This window comes from Streptomyces sp. CBMA123, from assembly GCF_014596465.1.
GTDB lineage: Bacteria > Actinomycetota > Actinomycetes > Streptomycetales > Streptomycetaceae > Kitasatospora.
Genome location: NZ_MECK01000011.1, coordinates 1 through 20777, shown reverse-complemented (window position 1 = coordinate 20777; position 20777 = coordinate 1). Strand labels below are relative to the sequence as shown.

General features: G+C 73.2%; 21 protein-coding genes. 10 read left to right on the top strand and 11 right to left on the bottom strand.

Annotation, left to right across the window (positions count from 1 at the left end; genetic code table 11):
• The first annotated feature begins 88 nt into the window (after positions 1-88).
• Positions 89-1843: an NAD+ synthase gene (locus BG452_RS03135; protein WP_188302576.1), complete on the top strand. Its 1755-nt coding sequence runs from the start codon at positions 89-91 to the stop codon at positions 1841-1843.
• Positions 1844-1894: 51 nt separating this feature from the next.
• Here BG452_RS03135 and BG452_RS03130 read toward each other — a convergent pair whose 3' ends face one another.
• The 3 genes from BG452_RS03130 to BG452_RS03120 form a co-directional block, all read right to left on the bottom strand.
• On the bottom strand, positions 1895-2938 hold the full coding sequence (locus tag BG452_RS03130) for an endonuclease/exonuclease/phosphatase family protein (protein ID WP_188302575.1): 1044 nt from the start codon (positions 2936-2938) through the stop codon (positions 1895-1897).
• A gap of 204 nt (positions 2939-3142) precedes the next feature.
• Positions 3143-3769 carry a TetR/AcrR family transcriptional regulator gene (locus BG452_RS03125; protein ID WP_188302574.1) on the bottom strand — a complete coding sequence of 209 codons (627 nt, stop codon included), beginning with the start codon at positions 3767-3769 and terminating at the stop codon, positions 3143-3145.
• Positions 3770-3962: 193 nt separating this feature from the next.
• Positions 3963-5579: a DHA2 family efflux MFS transporter permease subunit gene (locus tag BG452_RS03120; protein ID WP_188302573.1), complete on the bottom strand. Its 1617-nt coding sequence runs from the start codon at positions 5577-5579 to the stop codon at positions 3963-3965.
• Between the two features lie 279 nt (positions 5580-5858).
• Between BG452_RS03120 and panB the strand changes: the two genes are divergently transcribed.
• The 3 genes from panB (at position 5859) to BG452_RS03105 (ending at position 8657) form a co-directional block, all read left to right on the top strand.
• Positions 5859-6728 carry a 3-methyl-2-oxobutanoate hydroxymethyltransferase gene (gene panB, locus BG452_RS03115; RefSeq protein WP_188302572.1) on the top strand — a complete coding sequence of 290 codons (870 nt, stop codon included), beginning with the start codon at positions 5859-5861 and terminating at the stop codon, positions 6726-6728.
• 76 nt (positions 6729-6804) lie between these two features.
• Positions 6805-7830 carry an ATP-binding cassette domain-containing protein gene (locus BG452_RS03110; protein WP_188302571.1) on the top strand — a complete coding sequence of 342 codons (1026 nt, stop codon included), beginning with the start codon at positions 6805-6807 and terminating at the stop codon, positions 7828-7830.
• A complete protein-coding gene (locus BG452_RS03105; RefSeq protein WP_188302570.1) occupies positions 7827-8657 on the top strand; it encodes an ABC transporter permease in 831 nt (276 codons plus the stop codon). Before BG452_RS03110 ends, BG452_RS03105 begins: the two co-directional genes overlap by 4 nt.
• Before the next feature lie 105 nt (positions 8658-8762).
• Here BG452_RS03105 and BG452_RS03100 read toward each other — a convergent pair whose 3' ends face one another.
• Positions 8763-12218 carry an AfsR/SARP family transcriptional regulator gene (locus BG452_RS03100; RefSeq protein WP_188302569.1) on the bottom strand — a complete coding sequence of 1152 codons (3456 nt, stop codon included), beginning with the start codon at positions 12216-12218 and terminating at the stop codon, positions 8763-8765.
• A gap of 193 nt (positions 12219-12411) precedes the next feature.
• Here BG452_RS03100 and BG452_RS03095 point away from each other — a divergent pair, with 193 nt between their 5' ends.
• Entirely contained in the window at positions 12412-13227 is an 816-nt protein-coding gene (locus tag BG452_RS03095; protein WP_188302568.1) for a site-2 protease family protein, read from the top strand.
• Positions 13228-13251: 24 nt separating this feature from the next.
• Here the strand turns inward: BG452_RS03095 and BG452_RS03090 are convergent, their stop codons facing one another.
• Positions 13252-13443, bottom strand: a complete 192-nt coding sequence (locus BG452_RS03090; RefSeq protein ID WP_188302567.1) for a hypothetical protein — start codon at positions 13441-13443, stop codon at positions 13252-13254.
• A 145-nt stretch (positions 13444-13588) separates the two neighbouring features.
• The gene (gene npdG / locus BG452_RS03085; protein WP_188302566.1) at positions 13589-14281 is read right to left on the bottom strand and encodes an NADPH-dependent F420 reductase; all 693 of its coding nucleotides are present in this window, start codon (positions 14279-14281) and stop codon (positions 13589-13591) included.
• 47 nt (positions 14282-14328) lie between these two features.
• Here npdG and BG452_RS03080 point away from each other — a divergent pair, with 47 nt between their 5' ends.
• Positions 14329-15009 (top strand): hypothetical protein, encoded by a 681-nt coding sequence (locus tag BG452_RS03080; RefSeq protein ID WP_188302565.1) that lies wholly within the window; start codon positions 14329-14331, stop codon positions 15007-15009.
• Between the two features lie 46 nt (positions 15010-15055).
• Positions 15056-16384: an MFS transporter gene (locus BG452_RS03075; protein ID WP_317620877.1), complete on the top strand. Its 1329-nt coding sequence runs from the start codon at positions 15056-15058 to the stop codon at positions 16382-16384.
• A 32-nt stretch (positions 16385-16416) separates the two neighbouring features.
• Here the strand turns inward: BG452_RS03075 and BG452_RS03070 are convergent, their stop codons facing one another.
• The 3 genes from BG452_RS03070 to BG452_RS03060 form a co-directional block, all read right to left on the bottom strand.
• A complete protein-coding gene (locus tag BG452_RS03070) occupies positions 16417-16680 on the bottom strand; it encodes a type II toxin-antitoxin system RelE family toxin (RefSeq protein WP_188302564.1) in 264 nt (87 codons plus the stop codon).
• Positions 16673-16942 (bottom strand): type II toxin-antitoxin system Phd/YefM family antitoxin, encoded by a 270-nt coding sequence (locus BG452_RS03065; protein ID WP_188302563.1) that lies wholly within the window; start codon positions 16940-16942, stop codon positions 16673-16675. Before BG452_RS03065 ends, BG452_RS03070 begins: the two co-directional genes overlap by 8 nt.
• 66 nt (positions 16943-17008) lie before the next feature.
• On the bottom strand, positions 17009-17239 hold the full coding sequence (locus BG452_RS03060; RefSeq protein WP_188302562.1) for a hypothetical protein: 231 nt from the start codon (positions 17237-17239) through the stop codon (positions 17009-17011).
• Positions 17240-17355: 116 nt separating this feature from the next.
• Here BG452_RS03060 and map point away from each other — a divergent pair, with 116 nt between their 5' ends.
• The gene (gene map / locus BG452_RS03055) at positions 17356-18201 is read left to right on the top strand and encodes a type I methionyl aminopeptidase (RefSeq protein ID WP_188302561.1); all 846 of its coding nucleotides are present in this window, start codon (positions 17356-17358) and stop codon (positions 18199-18201) included.
• Between the two features lie 408 nt (positions 18202-18609).
• Here the strand turns inward: map and BG452_RS03050 are convergent, their stop codons facing one another.
• Positions 18610-19308: a bifunctional DNA primase/polymerase gene (locus tag BG452_RS03050; RefSeq protein WP_188302560.1), complete on the bottom strand. Its 699-nt coding sequence runs from the start codon at positions 19306-19308 to the stop codon at positions 18610-18612.
• 430 nt (positions 19309-19738) lie between these two features.
• Here BG452_RS03050 and BG452_RS03045 point away from each other — a divergent pair, with 430 nt between their 5' ends.
• Both BG452_RS03045 and BG452_RS03040 read left to right on the top strand, forming a co-directional pair.
• Entirely contained in the window at positions 19739-19969 is a 231-nt protein-coding gene (locus BG452_RS03045) for a hypothetical protein (protein ID WP_188302559.1), read from the top strand.
• A 42-nt stretch (positions 19970-20011) separates the two neighbouring features.
• Complete coding sequence (locus BG452_RS03040; protein ID WP_188302583.1) at positions 20012-20221, top strand: hypothetical protein; 210 nt, start codon at positions 20012-20014, stop codon at positions 20219-20221.
• 73 nt (positions 20222-20294) lie between these two features.
• Here the strand turns inward: BG452_RS03040 and BG452_RS03035 are convergent.
• On the bottom strand, positions 20295-20777 hold a 483-nt coding region (locus BG452_RS03035), incomplete at its 5' end, for a PadR family transcriptional regulator (protein WP_188302558.1).

Sequence of the window (20777 nt, the reverse complement as noted above, 5' to 3'; positions counted from 1 at the left end):
GCCGATCCCCGCCCGGCGCGGCAGGGCCGACCCCCGGTCCGATCGCCGCACGGGACATCGCGTCAGTTAGACGATTAGACTTCGGGGCATGCCCAATCTCCGTCTCGCTCTGAGCCAGATCGACCCCTGGGTCGGTGACCTCGCCCGCAACAGCGCTGAGGTGGTGCGCTGGACCAAGCAGGCCGTGGAGGCCGGCGCCCAGCTGGTCGCGTTCCCCGAGATGGCCCTGACCGGCTACCCGGTCGAGGACCTCGCGCTGCGCCGCTCCTTCGTGGAGGCCTCGCGCGGCGCCCTGGTCGAGCTGGCGGGCCGGCTGGCCGACGACGGACTGGGCGAGGTGCCGGTGGTGGTCGGCTACCTCGGGCGCTCCGAGCACGCCTCGCCGCGGTTCGGCCGCCCCGCGGGCTCGCCGCAGAACTGCGCCGCCGTGCTGCACCGGGGCGAGGTGCTCACCCGCTTCGCCAAGCACCACCTGCCCAACTACGGCGTCTTCGACGAGTACCGCTGGTTCGTCCCCGGCGACCAGCTGCCGGTGCTGCGGCTGCACGGGGTGGACGTCGCGCTGGCGATCTGCGAGGACATCTGGCAGGACGGCGGCCGGGTCACCGCCGCCCGCGAGGCCGGGGCCGGACTGCTGCTGGTGGTCAACGGCTCGCCGTACGAGCGGAACAAGGACGACCAGCGGCTGGAGCTGGTGCGGCGCCGGGCGGCCGAGGCGGACTGCGCCCTGGCGTACGTCAACATGGTCGGCGGCCAGGACGAGCTGGTCTTCGACGGAGACTCGATCGTGGTCGGCGCGGACGGCGAAGTCCTCGCCCGAGCACCGCAGTTCGAGGAGCACCTGCTGGTCCTGGACCTCGACCTGCCGGCCGCGAGCAGCGACCACACCGACGGCCTGCTGCTGAGCGACGGGCTGCACCTGGTCCGCACCGAGCTGAGCGACCGGCCCGCCCCGGCCCCGGCCGGGAAGCCCGCCGCCGGCATCGCGCCGCGACTGTCCGACGAGGCCGAGATCTGGGCCGCGCTGGTCGCCGGCACCCGGGCGTACGTGGCCAAGAACGGCTTCCGGTCCGTGCTGATCGGCCTCTCCGGCGGCATCGACTCGGCGCTGGTCGCCGCGATCGCGGTGGACGCGGTCGGCGCCGACAACGTGCACTGCGTCTCGATGCCCAGCCGCTACTCCTCCCAGCACTCCCGGGACGACGCGGCCGAACTGGCCCGCCGCACCGGGCTGCACTTCCGGACGGTCTCCATCGCCCCGATGTTCGACGCCTACCTCGGCGCCGTCGAACTGACCGGCCTGGCCGAGGAGAACCTCCAGTCCCGGCTGCGCGGCACCCTGCTGATGGCGATCTCCAACCAGGAGGGGCACATCGTGCTCGCGCCCGGCAACAAGAGCGAGCTGGCGGTCGGCTACTCGACCCTGTACGGGGACTCGGTGGGCGCCTACGGCCCGATCAAGGACGTCTACAAGTCGCTGGTCTTCCGCCTCGCCCACTGGCGCAACGAGGAGGCCGAGCGGCGCGGCGAGGTGCCGCCGATCCCGGAGAACACCATCACCAAGCCGCCGTCCGCCGAGCTGCGGCCGGACCAGGTGGACAGCGACTCGCTGCCGGACTACGACCTGCTGGACACCGTGCTGGCCCGGTACATCGAGGACGACGAGGGCCGGGACGCGATCGTCGCGGCCGGCTTCGACCCGGCCGTGGTGGACCGGGTGGTCCGACTGGTCGACACCGCCGAGTACAAGCGGCGCCAGTACCCGCCGGGCCCGAAGATCTCGGTCAAGAACTTCGGCCGGGACCGCCGGCTGCCGATCACCAACCGCTGGCGGCGCGGCTAGCCGAACTCGGTCCGGCCGCACCCGGCCGCACCCGGCCCAACTGCGCTCTGCCTAGCCGAACTTGTAGGCGGCGACCACCGCGAGGTGGTCGCTGCCGTCCCGGGGCAGGGTGCGCGAGTCCACCGGCCGGAGCCCGCCCTTGCTCATGATCTGGTCGATCCGCGCCATCGGGAAGGCCGCGGGCCAGCTGAAGCCGAAGCCGTCCCCGGCCGCGCCCTGGGCCGAGCGCATCTGCGAGGTGACGGGCGCCAGGCTGCGGTCGTTCATGGTGCCGTTGAGGTCGCCGAGCAGCAGCACCTTCTTCACCGGCTCGGCCTGGATCGCGTCGCCGAGCGCCTGGGCGCTGACGTCCCGCTGGTTGACGGTGAAGCCGCCCTCGGCCTTGAGCCGCACGGACGGCAGGTGGGCGACGTACACCGCGACCGGGCCCTGCGGGGTGGTGACCTGGGCGCGGAACGCCCTGGTCCAGCCCATCTTCAGGTCCACCGGGGAGACGTCGCCGATCGGGTACTTCGACCAGAGCCCGACCGTCCCCTCCACGGTGTGGTGCGGGTACGTCCCGGCGAGCCCGGTCTCGTACTCCCGCAGCTGCGGGCCGGCCAGCTCCTGCAGGGCGACGATCTCGGCGCCGGAGGCGACGAGGCCGCGGACGGTGCCCGGCACGTCGGTGTTGCCGGCGGCGACGTTGTGGCTGACCACCGTCCAGTCGCCCTTGCCGCCGCTCTTGTCGGACACCAGCCCGCCGAACAGGTTGACCCAGAGCACGGTGGGCAGCAGCAGGACGATCAGCGCGGTGGCGGAGCGGCGCAGCAGCGCGGGCACCAGCAGCACCGGAACGGCCAGGCCCACCCAGGGCAGGAAGGTCTCCAGCAGACTGCCGAGGTTGCCGACGCTGTTGGGCACCTCGGCGTGGAAGGCCAGCAGCACCGCGGTGAGCAGGGCCAGCAGGCCGGTCAGCAGCCCGCGTCGCCAGGTGTTGGCACCGCGGGCGTCCCGGCCCCAGTGCCGCAGGCCGAGGAAGCCGCCGGTACGGCCGGTCGCCGCGCTCGCACCGCCACGGGCCGTGGTCCGTTCGGTGCTGTCCGCCTGCGCCATGCCGTGGCTCCCGTCGCTCGTGCCGTCGCCGGTCCGGCGTCCGGTCCGTACGGGTACGGGCGCGGCGCCGGACTGGTGCCGGTTTGATCGGATACCCGGCTCAGCCTATGCCGGGACAGACGCGCGGCCCGGAGAGCGGGTTCCGGCGTGGCCCGCTTTGGTGAGCCAGGCCACGTCCGGGCACGAAGCAGTGGTCCACCGGCCCTAGCGGGGCGCGAGGCCGTCGAGCACGGCGTCGACCATCTTGCGGGCGAGGTCCGGGTCCTCCAGGTCGGAGTCGTCCCACAGGATGCTGCGGTAGAGGATCGGGCCCATCAGCAGGTCGCCGAGCAGGTCGAGGTCGACGTCGTCGCGGATCACGCCCGCGGCCACGGCCTGGCGGATCAGGCAGAATCCGGCCTCCCGGCGCGGCCTGATCACCCGCTCCCGGTAGGCGGCGGCCAGCTCGGGGAGGGTCTGCATCTGGCCGAGGGCGGCCTTGAGCACCCAGCGGGTGCGCTTGGCGAGGCCGCGTCGGCGGACGTGGTCGACCATCGCGATCAGGTCGTCCCGGGCGGCGCCGGACGGCTCCGGCATCGGCACCTCCAGCCGGCTGACCACGTCGACCAGCAGGGCCTCCTTGTTGGGCCAGCGCCGGTAGATGGTGGCCTTGCCGACGCCGGCGGCGGTGGCGATGCCCTCGACGGTGAGCTCGGAGAGCGCGGTGCCGGCGGCCATCATCTCCTCGACGGCGGTGAAGATGGCCTGCTCGGCGGCCTCGCTGCGGGGTCTGCCGCGGCGTACCGCCGCGCAGGGCTGCCCGGTGTCGGCGCTCGGCGTGTCCGTCCTCATCCCCGCTGTCTCTCCCTCGGTGGTCCCGGCGCGCGGGCGCCGTCGGTGGTTCCGTCGGTCCGGCCCCGGGGCGGGTCTCCCCCACCCCGGACCGGGGCCCTGCCGGTCGGATTCACCGGCCGACAGGGCCATTGTCGCTCAGCCGACCCCTGGTCAGGCGCCCGCGGGTCGAGCGGGCAGCGGCGGGCAGCGGTCAGGCGGCCGCAGCCTCGTGCGCCTGATCCTGCTGCTCGGGCGCCTTCCCGCCGCGGACGCCCGGCCCGCCGGGGGCGGCGGTGCGACGCGGGAGCAGGAACCAGGCGACCAGCGCGCCGACCAGCGAGATGCCGACGGAGAGCGAGGCCACCACGTGCATGGCGTGGATGAAGGCGTCGTTCGCCGGGGCGATCAGCGCCTGCCCCTTGCCGTCGGGGATCCGGCCGGCGATGGCCAGGGTGGCCTCCAGTGACTCGCCCGCCTTGTCGCGCAGGTTCTCCGGCAGGTGGGTGAGGGTGTCGGCCATGCCGTCGCGGTACACGGTGGAGAGCACCGCGCCGAGCACGGCGACCCCGAGCGAGCCGCCGACCTGGCGGAAGGTGTTGTTGACGGCCGAACCGGCGCCGGCCTTCTCGCGGGGCAGCGAGCCCATGATCGCGACGGTGACCGGCGGCATGACGTGCGCCATGCCCGTACCCATCACCAGGCCGAGCACGATCAGCACCCAGATCGGGCTGGTCGCGGTCAGCACGGTGTAGCCGACGAAGCCGAGCGCGACCAGCACCATGCCGCCGGCGGCGGTGGCGGCGACGCCGAGGCGGTCGACCACCAGCCGGGCCCGCGGGGCGAACATCAGCTGGGCGACGGCCAGCGGCAGCATCAGCAGACCGGCCTGCAGCGCGCTGTAGCCGCGCACGCTCTGGATGTAGAAGACGCCGAAGAAGGAGACGCCCATCAGCGCGAAGAAGATCACGCCGACCACCACCACGGAGGCACTGAACACCTTGTTGCGGAACCAGGTGACGTCCAGCGCGGGGAACGGGATGCGGCGCTCGTAGAGGACGAAGGAGACCAGGGCGACCACGCCGAGCAGGGTCGGCCCCCAGGCGGCGAAGGCGGTGAAGTCGGCCAGCTCGCCGCCCTTGATGATGCCGTAGATCAGCGCGACCAGGCCGACGATGGACAGCAGCACGCCGACCGGGTCGAGCGCGCCCGGGCTGGGGTCCTTGGACTCGGGGACCAGGATCGCCATCGCGATCACCGCGACGATCACGATCGGGACGTTGATCAGGAAGACCGAGCCCCACCAGAAGTGCTCGATCAGCACGCCGCCGGTGATCGGGCCGATGGCGATGGCCAGGCCGACCGCACCGGCCCAGATGCCGATCGCCTTGGGCTGCTCCTCGCGCTCGAAGACGTTCATGATGATCGCCAGCGTGGCGGGCATCGCGAGCGCGGCGCCGACGCCCATCAGGCCGCGGTAGCCGATGAGTTCACCGGGCGAGCCGGACATCGAGGACAGCAGCGAGGCGATGCCGAAGACCACCATGCCGATCAGCAGCGCGAGCTTGCGGCCGAAGCGGTCGCCGAGCAGGCCCGAGGTGAAGAGCAGCCCGGCGAACACCAGGGTGTAGGAGTTGATCGCCCATTCCAGGTCACTCTGGGTGGCGCCCAGTCCGACCGGGGCGGGGGTCGCGATGGTCTTCATCGCGACGTTGAGGATCGAGTTGTCGAGCACGACGACGAGCAGGGCGAGCACCAGGGTGCACAGGATCGCCCAGCGCCTGCGGTGGATGGCTTCCGGCACACGGGGTGGCGCGGCTGCGGTGGTCATTGGTCTTCCCGTCCGTGTTGGCGTGGCACTGGCGGGCATTTGCGAGTCGCGGACGTCTCGTAACCCCCCGGGAACAGATTAGCGGCCCATACGATACGAGACGTGACCGTTTCGTAAAATCGAGGCAAAGCCCGGACCGGCCCCAGGGGCCCGTGTGGCGTGGATCGCACCCCGGCGACCGCACCCCTCTTTGCGCTCACGCCGGGGCGTGCAAGCATGGAGGTGATCCGGGGACGCCGTACGGCGCCACGAGACGACAACCCTTCAGGAGCCCGTTCGATGAACGCTTCTTCGCCTTCGCCTGCCCAGAACCAGGCGTCGACCGCCACCCTCTACGGCGGGGTCACCAACCGCCGTATCACCGTCCGCGACCTCGCCGGCGCCAAGCAGCGCGGCGAGAAGTGGGCGATGCTCACCGCCTACGACGCCCTGACCGCGGGCGTGTTCGACGAGGCCGGGATCCCCGTCCTGCTCGTCGGCGACTCGGCCGGCAACTGCCACCTCGGCTACGAGACCACCGTGCCGGTGACCATGGATCAGATGGTGATGCTCTCCGCCGCCGTCGTCCGCGGCACCCAGCGCGCCATGATCGTCGCCGACCTGCCGTTCGGCTCGTACCAGGAGTCGCCCGCCCAGGCCATGCACAACGCGGCCCGGCTGATGAAGGAGGCCGGGGTCGGCGCGGTCAAGCTGGAGGGCGGCGAGCGCAGCGCCCGCTCGATCGAGCTGCTGGTCGAGGCCGGCATCCCGGTGATGGCCCACATCGGCCTCACCCCGCAGTCGGTGCACGCCTTCGGCGGCTACCCCGTCCAGGGCCGCGGCGACGAGGCGGCCCACCAGCTGCTCCGCGACGCCAAGGCCGTCCAGCAGGCCGGCGCCTTCTCGGTGGTGCTGGAGGCCGTCCCGGCCGAGCTCGCCGCCCAGGTCACCGAGCAGCTGGCGATCCCGACCGTCGGCATCGGCGGCGGCCCGGAGACCGATGCCCAGGTGCTGGTCTGGACCGACATGGCCGGCATGACGGCGGGCCGGGTGCCCAAGTTCGTCAAGAAGTACGCCGACCTGCGCGGCGTCCTCGGCGAGGCCGCCCGCGAGTTCGCGGCCGAGGTCCGCAGCGGCGCCTTCCCGGCGGAGGAGCACAGCTTCCACTGACACCGGTGACAGCGGGCTGACAGTGGGGGCGGGCGGGCGACAGGGGGGTGACAGGCGGGGCGGACAGCCTGGGGGCATGACAGGAATCGCCACCGCCCCGAACACGCGGGGAACAGTCGGGAACGCCGTCGAGGTGCACGGCATCGTCAAGCACTTCGGCGACACCAAGGCCCTCGACGGCGTCGACCTCACCGTCCGCGAGGGCACCGTCCTCGCCCTGCTCGGCCCCAACGGCGCCGGCAAGACCACCCTGGTGCGGGTGCTCTCCACGCTGATCAAGCCGGACGCGGGCACCGCGTTCGTCGGCGGCTACGACGTCCTGCGCCAGCCCAAGCAGCTGCGCCGCACCATCGGCCTGACCGGCCAGTACGCGTCCGTGGACGAGCTGCTCTCCGGTTACGAGAACCTCTACCTGATCGGCCGGCTGCTCGACCTCTCCAGCCGCGACGCCAAGGCCAGGGCCACCGAGCTGCTGGAGCGCTTCTCGCTCACCGAGGCCGCCAAGCGGATCGCCAAGACCTACTCCGGCGGCATGCGCCGGCGCCTCGACCTGGCCGCCAGCATGATGGGCCGCCCCCGGGTGCTCTACCTGGACGAGCCCACCACCGGCCTGGACCCGCGCACCCGCAACGAGGTCTGGGACGAGGTGCAGCGGATGGTCGCCGAGGGCAGCACCGTGCTGCTGACCACCCAGTACATGGAGGAGGCCGAGCAGCTCGCCGACGAGCTGACCGTCATCGACCGGGGCAAGGTGATCGCCAGCGGCGGCGTCGCCGAGCTCAAGGCCAAGGTCGGCGGCCAGATCCTCCAGGTCCGCCCGGCCCACCCGGCCGAGCTGGCGGAGATGGCCCGCTGCCTCCACGAGGCCGGGATCGCCGCCGCCACCATCTCCCCCGACGAGGGCCTGCTCGCGGTGCCGATCACCGGCGAGGAGCAGCTCACCGCCGTGATCGGGGTGCTCGGCGGACGCGGCTTCGCGATCGCCGGGATCGACACCAAGGTCCCCAGCCTGGACGAGGTCTTCCTCGCCATCACCGGCAAGCCCACCGCCGGCGCGGCCGACGCGCCCGCCGACGCCCTCGTCAAGGAGCCCGTCGCATGACCACCGCCACGCTCACCCCCGCCCGGGCCGAGGGCTCCCCGGCCGACGACACCCGGATCGGCCCGGCCGGCACCCTGCGCCACATCGGCGCGCTGACCCGCCGCAACCTGATGCGGATCAAGGCCGACCCGGAGTCGATGTTCGACGCCGTGCTGATGCCGATCGTCTTCACCGTGCTGTTCGTCTACGTCTTCGGCGGCGCCATGTTCGCCGGGGACCAGGACAAGTACAAGCAGTTCATGATCCCCGGCCTGCTCGGCCAGACCGGCATGACGCTGGCGCTGGCCGTCGGCACCGGTCTGAACAGCGACTTCCAGTCCGGGGTGATGGACCGTTTCCGCACCCTGCCGATCGGACGGGCCTCCGTCCTGCTCTCCAAGATCGTCGCCGAGACCCTGCGCGCCCTGCTCTCCTCCGCGATCCTGCTGACCTTCGCCTTCATCCTCGGCTTCGAGCTGAAGACCGGCGTGCCGGAGCTGCTCGCCGCGGTCGGTCTGTCGCTGGTGTTCGGCATGTCGATCGTCTGGATCTCGATGCTGCTGGGCATGTCGATGAAGAGCGCCCAGGCCGTCCAGGGCGTCTCCATGCTGGTCCTGATGCCGATGCAGTTCGGCAGCTCGATCTTCGCGCCGACCGACACCATGCCGGGCTGGCTGCAGGCCTTCACCAAGGTCAATCCGCTGTCCGCGCTGGCCGACGCCTCCCGCGCGCTGCTCAACGGCCAGGGCGCGGTGGCCCACCCGGTGATGATCGTGCTGATCTGGTCAGCCGTCTCGACCGCGATCTTCGCCCCGCTCGCGGTGGCCCGCTTCCGCAAGCGGACCTGAGCGAGCCGGGGACGAGGTCCGGCCGGCGGCCGTGGACAGGACGCCGGCCGGTACGAAGGGCCGGTCGTACGGGTGACCAGGGGACGGGCACCCGTACGACCGGCCTCAACCGATCAACTCCCCGAGCATCTCCTGGGTCTGCCGCTGGTTCAGTTCCTCGCCGGCGGCGTGCGCCGCCGCGTAGTCGGCCGCCCCCAGCATCTCCCGCAGGACGGCTTCCGAGCGCTCGCGCTCCACCCGGTCCAGGTAGCCGCCCTTCGGGCCGTTCAGCCGCTTGTGCGCGCCGATCAGCACGGCCGCCTGCCGACCCCGCTCCAGGTCGCCGTCCCGCTCCGCGAAGGCCCGCAGCACCCCGACCACGGCCGGCACCACCATGACCGTCATCTGCTCGGCGAACCCGCTCGCGGCCGTCATCGAGACCAGCAGCCGGCGGCCCTCGCGCAGCAGGGCGAGGCCCTCGTCCGGGTCCCCCGCCCGGGCGACTATCCAGCCCCGGGCGCTGAGCAGCATCCCGCGCACGATGCCCGGCACGAACCCGCCCGTGGTGATCGCGTCGAGTGCCTCCAGCCCCGCCAGGGCCTGCGGGTACTCGCCGCGCTGGGCGTGGAGGCCGCAGAGCGTCAGGTGGCCGAACAGCAGGGCGCCGGTGGTGGCCTGGTCGAGGCCCGGGCCGTCGATGGCGGCCAGCGCCTCCCGGATGATCCGCTCGCCGCGCTCCAGGTCCTGTTCCAGCAGGGCGCTGCCGAGGTTCACCTGCAGCATCGGCACCTCCTGCGGTGCGCCCAGCTCCTCGGCCAGTTCGATCGCCCGCGCGTACGCGGCGGCGGCGCCCTCGGCGTCGCCCCGGTTGGCCAACGACTCGCCGCGGGCCGTCAGCGCCTGGGACACCCCCCAGAGGTCGCCGGCCTGCTCGAACAGCTCCAGGGAGCGCACGCCGTCCCGGATGCTCTGCTCCTCGCCGTCCGGCCAGTCGTTCAGCATCCTGGCCCGGAGCTGCAGGGCGAACGCCAGGTCGTTCGGATCGCCGTGCACCTCGCAGCCGCGGACCGCGTCGTCCACCAGCTCCCGCATCGCCTCCAGCCGGCCGGCCAGGAAGGCGCCGAACACCCGCATCAGCGCCGGGAAGCGGTAGGCCTGCGGGAGGTCCGGGGTGTAGGTGTCCAGCAGCACCTCCGCGGTCCGGACCGCGTCCGCGTTGCCGAGCACGTCGAGGTTCCCCTCGAACAACCCCATCAGCCGGAACATCGCGACCAGTCGGCGGGCCTCCTCGACCACCCCCTGGGGCATCGGGACGCCGTACGCGAGCACGTTGCGCTCCAGCGGCACCGGTCGCGGGGCGCCCGGGCCGAACGGGTCCGGGCCGAGCGCGCCGATCGCGGTGTACCAGCCGCGGGCCTCCATGCTGTAGCCGCGCAGCGACCAGTACCAGCCCATGCCGACGGCGATGACCAGCGCCTGCTCCTCGTCCGCCCGGTCGACCGCGCGGCGCAGCGCGGCCCGGATGTTGTCCTGCTCGCGCTCCAGCACGGTCAGCCAGTGCAGCTGCTGCGGGCCGTGGATGTTCAGGTCGGCGGTGGCGACCAGCGCGCGGAAGTGTGCCAGGTGGCGGGCCTCGGCGGCGTCGCGCTCGGCGGCAGACTCGGCCAGGCGCTCGGTGGCGTACTCGTGGATGGTCTCCAGCATCCGGTAGCGCGGCAGGCCGCCGTCGTCGGCGAGGTCGGCCACCAGCAGGGACTTGTCGACCAGGGAGAGCAGCAGGTCGGCGACCTCCGGGCCGACCACCGCGGTGCCGTCGGCGCAGATCGCCTCGGCGTCCTCCAGCTGCCAGCCGCCCGCGAACACCGAGAGCCGGCTCAGCACCGCCCGTTCGCGCTTGCCCAGCAGCTCCCAGCTCCAGTCGACCACCGCGCGCAGCGTCTGCTGGCGCGGCAGCAGGGTGCGGCTGCCGGCGGTGAGCAGGGCGAACCGGCCGTCCAGGCGGTCGGCGATCTGCCGGGCCGTCATCACCCGTAGCCGGGCGGCGGCCAGTTCGATGGCCAGCGGCAGGCCGTCCAGGCGGCGGCAGATCTCGGCGCAGGCCTCCGGGTCGCTCTGCGGGTCGAAGCCGGGGCGGGCGGCCGCGGCCCGCTCCGTGAGCAGCCGCAGCGCCACCGGGTCGGGCAGCGGCTCGACTGGCAGGACGGTCTCGCCGGGCACGCCCAGCGGCTCGCGGCTGGTGGCGATCACGGTCAGCCCGGGGCACTCGGCGAGCAGCGTGTCGACGAGGTCGGCGGCGGCCTGGATCAGGTGCTCGCAGTTGTCCAGGACGAGCAGCATCCGGCGGTGGCCGCAGTGCTCGACCAGCCGGCGCAGCGGGTCCTCGGCGCGCTTCTCCAGCACCTCGGCGACCATGCCGCCGCTGTGCAGCACGATCTCGCGCAGGCCGAGCGCGGAGACCACGGCGGCGGGGACGGCCTCCGGGCTCTCCAGCGGGGCGAGTTCGGCCAGCCAGACGCCGTCCGGCCAGTGCCCGGCGGACTGTTCGGCGCGGCCGGCCTCGACCGACAGCCGGGTCTTGCCGGAGCCGCCGGGGCCGATCAGGGTGATCAGTCGACGGTCCGCCATCAGCTCGCGCAGGGCGGCGAGATCGCCTTCCCGACCGACGAAGCTGGTCAGCCGGCCGCGCAGATTGCCCGTGGTGCGCGGGAGTTGGGCGGTGGGCGGGGGTGCGGGAGCGGCGGGCGCGGCGGGTGCGGGCGCGGGTGCGGCGGCGGGCTCTGCCGGTACGGCGGGTGCGGATGGGTCGGATGGAGCGGATACGGCGGGTGCGGGCGGCGTCGGCTCGGCTGCCGACACCGGCGCTATCTCCTCCGACTTGAGCAACTCGGCGTGGAACGACCGGAGTTGCCGGCCAGGGTCGGCGCCGAGTTCGTCCGCCAGGGCGCGCCTGGTGCGCTCGTAGTGGCGCAGCGCCTCGGCGGTGCGGCCGCTCCCGTGCAGGGCCCGCAGCATCAGCAGTTGCAGGGGCTCGTCCAGCGGCTGCCGTTCGCAGAGTTCGGCGAGTTCGGCGACCAGTTCGCCGGCCCGGCCGAGTCCGAGGTCGGCGGTGATCCGGTGGCGGCGGGCCTCGTCCCGCTGGGACTCCAGCCGGGCGGCCGGTCCGATGCGGTCCGGCAGGTCGGCCAGGGCGGGGCCGCGCCACAGTGCCAGGGCGGCGCGCAGCCGTTCGGCGGCCAGCACGTGGTCGCCGGTGTCGAGGGCGCGGCGGCCCTCGGTGCTCAGCCGCTGGAAGTCGGCGAGGTCGGTGGCCGGGTCGGTCAGCCAGTACCCGGCCGGGCCGGAGCCGATCCGCTCCCGCCCGATGGTGCGGCGCAGCCGGCCGACCAGGGTCTGCAGCGCGGCCGAGGAGTCCTGCGGTGGCTCGGCGTCCCACACCTCGTCCACCAGCAGGTCGGCCGGGACCGGCCGGCCCTGCCGCAGGGCCAGCGCGGTCAGCAGCGCCCGCAGCCGGGCACCGCCGAGCGGGACCGGCGTACCGTCGTCGTGGTGGGCCGTGGTGGTTCCGAGGATGCCGTAGTGCACCGGTCCATTCTGATCGATCGGCGGCGGCGTGGGCGCACAATTGTGCTGACCCCCACCGGGCCCCGCCGCCCGAAGGAACCGGGCACCGCCCCTCGGGCGTTCACCCTGGGCGGCTTGTCCGGCCACCGGCCCGCCCGGCATGATCGGTCCCTGCCGGTAGTCCCCCGTCCCTCTGTCCACGGAGCACCCACAGATGACCTTCGCCGCCACGCCGCGCACCCGCAGCGAGGACCGCCGGATCAGCCCGGTGTTCTGGGTGCTGCTCGCCACCCTCGGCACCTCCGCCTGGGCGGTGTACTCCGGCTACGGCAACGCCCGGTTCGGGGTGTTCCTGTTCGTGGTGTCGGGCTGGATGGTCTCGCTCTGCCTGCACGAGTACGCCCACGCGCGCACCGCGCTGCACGGCGGCGACATCACCGTCGGTGCCAAGGGCTACCTCACGCTCAACCCGCTGAAGTACACCAATGTGCTGCTCAGCTTCGTGCTGCCGATCGTCTTCGTGATCCTCGGCGGCATCGGCCTTCCGGGCGGCTCGGTGTGGATCGAGCGCAGCCGGATCCAGGGCCGGCTCAAGCACAGCCTGATCTCGGCGGCCGGGCCGCTGGTGAACCTGGTGTTCGCGGCGGCGCTGCTGATCCCGGTCGGCGCGGGCTGGCTGGACGGCTCCGACCTGCACGCCTCGTACTACGGCTACGAGCTGAACGTCTCCCCGTTCGCCTGCGCCCTCGGCTTCCTCGGCCTGCTGCAGCTCAGCGCGGCGCTGCTGAACCTGCTGCCGGTGCCCGGCCTGGACGGCTACGGGATCGTCGAGCCCTGGCTCTCGGCCAAGACCCGGCGCTCGGTCGAGCCCTTCGCCCCGTACGGGATGCTGGCGGTGTTCGCGCTCCTGTGGCAGCCCCAGGTGAACTCGTTCTTCTTCGGGATCGTCCACGACCTGATGAGCCTGTTCGGCGTGGACACCGACTACGCGACGGTCGGCCGGTACCTGTTCAGCTTCTGGAAGAGCTGAGGCTCCGGAGGGGCCGCCCGCCGCTCAGCCCTGCTGGGCGGCGGCCGCCGCCTCGGCCAGCTTCGCCTTGCGCCGGTTCAGCCACAGCACATTGCTCGCCACACCGGCGAGCGGGAGCCAGATCAGCCCGATCCAGAAGCCCTCGATCATCGAGACCACGGCGGCCACCAGCGCGAGGACGACGACGAGCAGGGCGAAGAGGGACGTGCGAGGCATGGCGCGGGGCTCCTAGGACCGGGTACGGACGGCCGGGTTGCGGCCGGCCCCCATTGTCGCCGACCTCACCCCCGGACGACTCCAGGGGTGAGGCCGAAGGGGTGAGGCCGACACGACGTCGATCACTACACGTCACTACACGTCACTACACGTCGGTGATCCGCAGGCCCGCGTGGGCCTTGTAGCGGCGGTTGACCGAGATCAGGTTGGCCACCAGCGCCTCCACCTGGTGGGCGTTGCGCAGCCGGCCCGAGTAGATGCCGCGCATGCCGGGGATCAGGCTCGCCAGTGCCCGGACCACGTCAGTGGCCTCCCGGTCGTCGCCGAGCACCATGACGTCGGTGTCGATCCGCTCGACCGACTCGTCCTGCAGCAGCACCGCCGAGAGGTGGTGGAAGGCGGCGGTGACCCGGGAGTCCGGCAGCAGGACGGCGGCCTGCTCGGCGGCGCTGCCCTCCTCCGGCTTGAGCGCGTAGGCGCCCTGCTTGTCGAAGCCGAGCGGGTTGACGCAGTCGACGACGATCTTGCCGGCCAGTTCCCCGCGCAGCGCGGTCAGGGTGGCGGCGTGGCCGTCCCACGGGACGGCCACGATCACCACGTCGCTCTCCCGGGCGACGGCGGCGTTGTCGGCGCCGCGCACGCCGAGGCCCAGCTCGGCGGCCGAGGCCTCGGCCCGGGCGGCGTCGCGGGAGCCGATGATCACCTGCTGGCCGGCCTTGGCCAGCCGCAGGGCCAGGCCGCGCCCCTGGTCGCCGGTGCCGCCGAGGACGCCGACCACCAACTGCGAGACGTCCGGCAGCTCGTGGGCCGGGTTTGTCGCTGAATCGAGGGAAGTCATGGGCCGATCTTCCCAAATCGCGGGCCCGGCGCGACATCCTGGCCCGCATGGACGCAGTGAGAGTTTCGGCACTCCGGGAACGGCTCGCGGGCACCGGGTGGCTGGAGGTGGTCGGCGGCTTCGCCGGCGCGCTGCGGCGCTCGGTGGAGCGGCGCGGGGCGGGCGAGCTGCTGCTGGTCGGCACCGAGGGGTACGAGCCCTGGCACCTGGCCGCCCATCTGGAGGACGAGGCCGCCTGGTCGGCCGTCCCCCGACTGGCACCCACCCTGCTGCGGCACGCACCGCCCGCCGCGGCCCCGGCCCACCTGGCGCACGACCTGCGGCGGCTCAGCGAGGCCGGGCGCGGCGCCACCGTGCTGGTGGTGGCCCCCGGGGCGGCCGGCGTCCCGCTGCTGGAGCGGGTGCAGGACGCCCGCCGGCACGGCGCGACGGTGCTGGCGCTGGACGGCGGCGCCGCCGACGGCACTCCGGGCGGCCTCGACGGCCCCACCGACGTCACCGACGTCACCGACGTCACCGGCCTCGCCGATCTCGCCGCCGTCACCGACCTCGCCGGTCTCGCGCACGCGCGGCTCGGCGTCGGCACCGCCGCCGAGGAGCCCTTCGACCTCGCCCAGCACCTGGTCAGCGCCGCCGCCGGGCAACCGCCCCGCCGCCGCTCCACCCTGGACCGGCTGGCCGGACTCGCCGGGCGGCTGACCTCGGGGCCCGTGTTCAACCGCTGGTGAAAAACCCGTTGCCGACAGGGAACCGGCCGTCCCAGGATGGTGGTTCGTGAACGATGACGAACCACCGCATACCGGTCGACCGCGCACCCTACTGCGCTCGCTGACGCCCGATCTGACGCCCTGGCGCGCCTCCCGCGACTTCCGCTACCTGTGGACGAGCGGCTGCGTCACCAGCTTCGGCAGCTTCCTGACGTACGTCGCCGTACCGATGCAGATCAAGGAACTCACCGACTCCTCCTTCGCGGTGGGCCTGATCGGCGCCGTCGAACTCGTTCCGCTGATCGTCTTCGGCCTCTGGGGCGGCGCCCTGGCCGACGCCCTGGACCGCCGCCGGCTGGTGCTGCGCTCCGAGGCCGGACTCGGCCTGCTCACCGGGCTGCTGCTGCTCAACGCCCTGCTGCCGCACCCGGTGCTCTGGCCGATCTACCTGGTCGCCGCGCTGGTCGCGGCCTGCGACGGCCTGCAGCGCCCGGCGCTGGACTCGCTGCTGCCGCGGATCGTCCCGCACCAGCACCTGACGGCCGCCTTCGCCCTCAAGTCCCTGTACCACAACGTCGCTTCGGTGGCCGGGCCGGCACTGGCCGGTGTCGTGGTGGCCTTCTCCGGGGTGCAGACCGCGTACGCGCTGGACGTGCTGACCTTCGCCGTCTCGCTGCTGCTGCTCGTCCGGATCAGGGCGGTGCCGCCGCCCATCGGCGCCGAACGACCGTCCGTGCGAGCGGTGTTGACGGGTGTGCGGTACGCGTGGAGCCGCAAGGACCTGCTGGGCACCTACGCGATCGACCTCTGCGCCATGCTGTTCGCCTTCCCGGTGGCCGTCTTCCCGTTCCTGGCCTCGGAGTTGGGCGCGGACTGGGCGCTCGGCCCGATGTACGCGGCCTCCGCCGCCGGCGCCCTGCTGGTCGGCGCGACCAGCGGCTGGGCGTCCCGGATCCACCGGCACGGGCGGCTGCTGGTGGCCGCCGCGGTCGGCTGGGGCGCGGCCATGACGCTGGCCGGGCTGTCCGGGAACGTCTGGGTGGTGCTGCTCGGGCTGGCGCTGGCCGGCGGCGCGGACGAGATCAGCGGACTCGCCCGCTCCACCATGTGGAACCAGTCCATCCCGGACGAGGTCCGCGGCCGGATGGCCGGCGTCGAGCTGCTGAGCTTCTCCGTCGGCCCCCAGCTCGGCCAGGTCCGGGCCGGCACCATGGCCGGCCTGCTCGGGGCCCGCGCGGCCGTCTGGACCGGCGGCCTGGCCTGCGTCGCCGCCGTGCTCGCGGTCGCCGCCGCCCTGCCGCGGCTGCTCGCCTACGACGACCGCACCGACCCGCACACCGCGGCCGTGCGGGCCGAGCACGAACGCACCGCCCGCGAGGCCGCCGCCCCGGCTTGACACCGGGGCGGGGGCGGCGGGGCGGCGTTCCGTCAGGTGCCGTAGACCGTGGAGCGGTGGCCGACGTGGACGACCCACACCACCAGCTGTCCGTTGTCGATCGTGTAGACGATGCGGTAGTCGCCGACGCGCAGGCGCCGGCGATCGGGCTGCGACACGAGTGCGGTGGTGTTGAAGCCGAGCGGATCGCTCTCCAACTCGGTCAGCTTGGCCAGGATGCGGAGCGCCGTGTCACGGGGGAGCTTCTGGAGTTCGTCCCGCGCCTCGGGCCGGAAGACGGTGCGGTACTCACTCACTGCGGGCCAACGTCTCCCTCATGACATCCTCGATGGGGACGCCGGGCGAGGAGTCGGCCATCCGCTCGTCGATGATCCGGTTGATCTCGCGCTCTTCCCACTCCTGGTACTTCCGCAGGACATCGATCGACACGACGGCGGCGACCTCCTTGCCACGGCGCGTGATCACGGTGGGCACGTCGTCCCGATCGGCCCGCTCGACGACCTCGGCGAGGTGCGCGCGGACATCGCGGATCGACTCTACGGGCAACGGCTGCGTCATGCGCCCAAGAGTACCCGATGCCCCAGGTGTACACACGGGCCCGATCGCAGCGCCCGCGCGGTCCGGCTACTCGGCTCCCTCGTCCTTGGGCTGGTCGCTCCAGCGCGGATCGTTGCGCCACTCCCGGTTGCGCTCGTCCGCGATCCGCAGCGCCTGGGCGGCCTCCTCGGGGCTGGCATACGGGCCGAGGCGGTCCTTGGCCGGGCACTCCGGGCCCTCCTCGACCTTGCCGTGCTTGATGCAGTAGAACCACTCGCCGGGCTTGCCGGTCGGCTTGCGGTTGAATCCGAGGGGCATGGCCTTCTCCGTCCAGACATCAGGGGTCGGTACCGATCATTCCCCGGGCCGAGCCGCCGTGCACACCGCACGGGGAACCGCCGGGTGGGGGCAGGAGCGCGACTAGACTCGCCGCCATGGCTCTCGTACCCGGCATCCAGTCCCCCACCCGCAAGGTCCCGGCGAACATCGCGCGCCCCGAGTACGTGGGGAAGCCCGCCCCGACGCCGTACACCGGGCCCGAGGTGCAGACCGCCGAGACGATCGAGAAGATGCGGATCGCGGGCGGGATCGCCGCCCGGGCGATGGCGGAGGCCGCCAAGCTGATCGCCCCCGGCGTCACCACCGACGAGCTGGACGCCGTCGCCCACGCGTACATGTGCGACCACGGGGCCTACCCCTCCGACCTCGGCTACCGCGGCTTCCCCAAGTCCGTCTGCACCTCGATCAACGAGGTGATCTGCCACGGCATCCCGGACTCGACCGTGCTGCAGGACGGCGACATCGTCAACATCGACGCCACCGCGTACATCCACGGGGTGCACGGCGACCTCAACGCCACCTACCTGGTCGGCGACGTGGACGAGGAGTCCCGGCTGCTGGTCGAGCGCACCCGGGAGTCGCTCGACCGGGCGATCAAGGCGGTCAAGCCGGGCCGTCAGGTCAACGTCATCGGACGGGTCATCGAGTCCTACGCCAAGCGCTTCGACTACGGCGTGGTGCGGGACTTCACCGGACACGGCATCAACACGTCGTTCCACTCCGGCCTGATCATCCCGCACTACGACAGCGAGCGGGCCACCGAGGTCATCAAGCCCGGCATGACCTTCACCATCGAGCCGATGCTCACCCTCGGCACCTACGACTACGAGATCTGGCCGGACGGCTGGACGGTCGTCACCAAGGACCGCAAGCGCACCGCCCAGTTCGAGCACACCCTGGTGGTCACGGCGGACGGCGCGGAGATCCTCACCCTGCCGTAGGACCTGTCGCGACCGCCCCGGCGCGCTCCGAACCGAAGGGGCGCGCCGGTGCCGAAAGGGAGAAGCGACCAGCGGGGTACGAGCACTGGAGCCCCGACCGTCGGCGCCGGGTCCGAGCGGCCCGGAGGCGAGCGGGCGAGTCCCCGCCCCGAGCCGAAGGGCCGCGCCGGTGCCGAAAGGGAGAAGGGCCAAGCCGCCGACGAAGGAGGTGGCGCAGCGCCCGCCGACCGTCGGCGCCGGGTCCGAGCGGCCCGGAGGCGAGCGGGCGAGTCCCCGCCCCGAGCCGAAGGGGCGCGCCGGTGCCGAAAGCGAGAAGGGCCAAGCCGCCGACGAAGGAGGTGGCGCAGCGCCCGCCGACCGTCGGCGCCGGGTCCGAGCGGCCCGGAGGCGAGCGGGCGAGTAACAGCCTCAGCCGATCAGCCACTGCTCCTCGGCGACGGCGCCCACCTCGGTGCAGGCGTCGGTGAGCACGTCCAGGACGCGCAGCGGGTCCGGCAGCGGCAGTTCGGGCCCGCGCAGCCACCGCACCTCGGAGCCGTCCGGCAGCGCGGCCGGCGGGAGCAGGGTGTACGAGCCCCGGCAGTGCCAGCGCAGGCCGGGGTGCTCGGACACGGTGTCAGGGGTGGAGTCGAGCGCGCTGTCCCACCACTCGTCCTCGTCCTGGGGGGTGCCCCGGGTGGCGGTGAAGAACAGGTAGCGGTCCTCGCCGACGGCGGCGACCGGGCCCTCGACGCCCAGTGCGGTCAGCCGTTCCAGGGCCAGCCGGCCGGCCTCGGCCGGGACGTCCAGCACGTCGTGCACCCGGCCGGTGGCGGTGACGAAGTTGGCCTGGGGGTCGCGGGAGAGCCAGCGGGAGAGCTGTTCGGGGTCGGTGGTGGCCTGGGTCTGCCAGGCGAAGGAGACCGGGTGCTGGGCCGGGGCCGGACAGGCCACCCGGTCGCAGGAACACCGGTAGCCGGCCGGGTGGGCGGCGGGTGCCAGGGGGAATCCGGCGCGTACCGCGCCGAGCAGCTGATCGAGTCTGGCGGCCGGGTCCGCGCCCCCCGGGCGGGTCCGCTGTCGGTCACGCTTCTGCCACCAGGTCGTCCACCTGCCGCCGGCTTCCATCGGGCCCCTTCCGCGCAACTGCCGTGCCTGGTGCGGCACAGCGTTCGACGTACCACTCCGACGCAACGCACGGCGCCCCCCCGCTGCTTCCCCGGGGCGGTGCTCGGCCCTGCTGTCCCGCGCCCCGTCGACCGCGGCCCGGGGTCACCGGACGGCCGACGCCGGGTCTCGGTACGCCTGTCGCGGCAGCACGCTGTCCGCGCCGGTGACGGCCGGAGGGCGCGCTGACACGCGCCCCGCCCGGCCCGTACGGGCCCGCTGACCCGGGGTGGACCCCGAGGGCGTAACAGGAAGGATAAGGGTGCGCGGGGCCTCCGGATGACCGGGGGCGGTGCCTCTCCGGTCACACTCCGGGCACTCGGCCCTCACCGGGCCTGCGCCCCGGGGTGCTCCCGCCGTGGCCGCCGCGTGGAGGTGAGACCCTGGAGGGGTGAAGAGCGCGGACACCGAATTCGTCGGCGGCCCCCTGGACGGGAGGATCCTCCCGATCCCGCTGGGGCCGATGCTCGGCGTGCCCAAGAAGTACAAGGTCCCGGTCCCCGCGCAGGGTGACTTCCCCGCGCGCACACTGGTGTACGTCCGGAGCAAGCAGGTGCGGGGGCTGAGCTGGTTCTGGCGCTACGAGTACGACGAGGCGGCCTCCACCGGACCCTCGGACTGATCCGGCCGCCCGTTCCCTCCTTCGCCTCCCCGGGAGGTCGGCATGGCCAGGACGGTACGGCACCCCGTACGGCGTTCCAGGAGCCGCGCGCAGGCGGCCGCCCACCACAACCGGCAGGTCGCCGGGGTGACGGGGGTGCTGCTGCTGGTGGTGTGCCTCTACAGCGTGACGATCGGCCCGGACGGCTGGCTCTGGTTCGGCTGGGCGGTGCTGCTGCTCGCCTGCGTGGCCCTGTTCCAGGTCCGCCCCTGAGCAGCGGCACCACCCCTGGGCAGCCGCACCGCCCGTGTCACCGGCTGCCGCCGGGACCGGCCCCCCGTACCGGTCAGTCATCCTCGGCGAGGATGAGGTAGAGCTTCTTGCGGGCCTCGGTCAGCACCGCCAGGCCCTTGGCGCGCTGCGCCTCGGTGCCCGTCCGCATGACCTGCTGGACCGCCTGCTCGACCGCGCCGAGCGCCTGTCCGACCTCCTGGACGGCCTCCCAGTCGACCTCCCGGCCGGCCTCGGCCCACGGCTCGGCGGGCCCGGCCTCGGCCTCGGCGCGGCCCGCCTCGGTGAGCGAGACCAGTCGCTTGCCGCCGACCTCCTCCGCCGTGATCAGGCCCTCCTCCTCCAGCAGTTGGAGGTTCGGGTAGATCGAGCCGGGGCTGGGCCGCCAGGCCCCGTTGGTCCGCTCGGCGATCTCGGCGATCATCTCGTAACCGTGCATCGGCCGCTCCTTGAGCAGCGCCAGCAGCGAGGCCTTGACGTCGCCGCGCCGGGCCCGGCCGCCGCGCCGCCCGTGCGGGCCACCGCGCCGGCCGCCGTG

What these genes read in the sequence shown, in the direction of transcription:
- BG452_RS03095 (WP_188302568.1), top strand. Translation starts at nt 12,412, where the DNA reads ATGACCTTCGCCGCCACGCCGCGCACCCGCAGCGAGGACCGCCGGATC.
- BG452_RS03110 (WP_188302571.1), top strand. Translation starts at nt 6,805, where the DNA reads ATGACAGGAATCGCCACCGCCCCGAACACGCGGGGAACAGTCGGGAAC.
- BG452_RS03105 (WP_188302570.1), top strand. Translation starts at nt 7,827, where the DNA reads ATGACCACCGCCACGCTCACCCCCGCCCGGGCCGAGGGCTCCCCGGCC.
- BG452_RS03130 (WP_188302575.1), bottom strand. Translation starts at nt 2,938, where the DNA reads ATGGCGCAGGCGGACAGCACCGAACGGACCACGGCCCGTGGCGGTGCG.
- BG452_RS03060 (WP_188302562.1), bottom strand. Translation starts at nt 17,239, where the DNA reads ATGCCCCTCGGATTCAACCGCAAGCCGACCGGCAAGCCCGGCGAGTGG.
- BG452_RS03120 (WP_188302573.1), bottom strand. Translation starts at nt 5,579, where the DNA reads ATGACCACCGCAGCCGCGCCACCCCGTGTGCCGGAAGCCATCCACCGC.
- npdG (WP_188302566.1), bottom strand. Translation starts at nt 14,281, where the DNA reads ATGACTTCCCTCGATTCAGCGACAAACCCGGCCCACGAGCTGCCGGAC.
- BG452_RS03040 (WP_188302583.1), top strand. Translation starts at nt 20,012, where the DNA reads ATGGCCAGGACGGTACGGCACCCCGTACGGCGTTCCAGGAGCCGCGCG.
- BG452_RS03065 (WP_188302563.1), bottom strand. Translation starts at nt 16,942, where the DNA reads ATGACGCAGCCGTTGCCCGTAGAGTCGATCCGCGATGTCCGCGCGCAC.
- BG452_RS03050 (WP_188302560.1), bottom strand. Translation starts at nt 19,308, where the DNA reads ATGGAAGCCGGCGGCAGGTGGACGACCTGGTGGCAGAAGCGTGACCGA.
- BG452_RS03125 (WP_188302574.1), bottom strand. Translation starts at nt 3,769, where the DNA reads ATGAGGACGGACACGCCGAGCGCCGACACCGGGCAGCCCTGCGCGGCG.
- BG452_RS03135 (WP_188302576.1), top strand. Translation starts at nt 89, where the DNA reads ATGCCCAATCTCCGTCTCGCTCTGAGCCAGATCGACCCCTGGGTCGGT.
- BG452_RS03090 (WP_188302567.1), bottom strand. Translation starts at nt 13,443, where the DNA reads ATGCCTCGCACGTCCCTCTTCGCCCTGCTCGTCGTCGTCCTCGCGCTG.
- map (WP_188302561.1), top strand. Translation starts at nt 17,356, where the DNA reads ATGGCTCTCGTACCCGGCATCCAGTCCCCCACCCGCAAGGTCCCGGCG.
- panB (WP_188302572.1), top strand. Translation starts at nt 5,859, where the DNA reads ATGAACGCTTCTTCGCCTTCGCCTGCCCAGAACCAGGCGTCGACCGCC.
- BG452_RS03080 (WP_188302565.1), top strand. Translation starts at nt 14,329, where the DNA reads ATGGACGCAGTGAGAGTTTCGGCACTCCGGGAACGGCTCGCGGGCACC.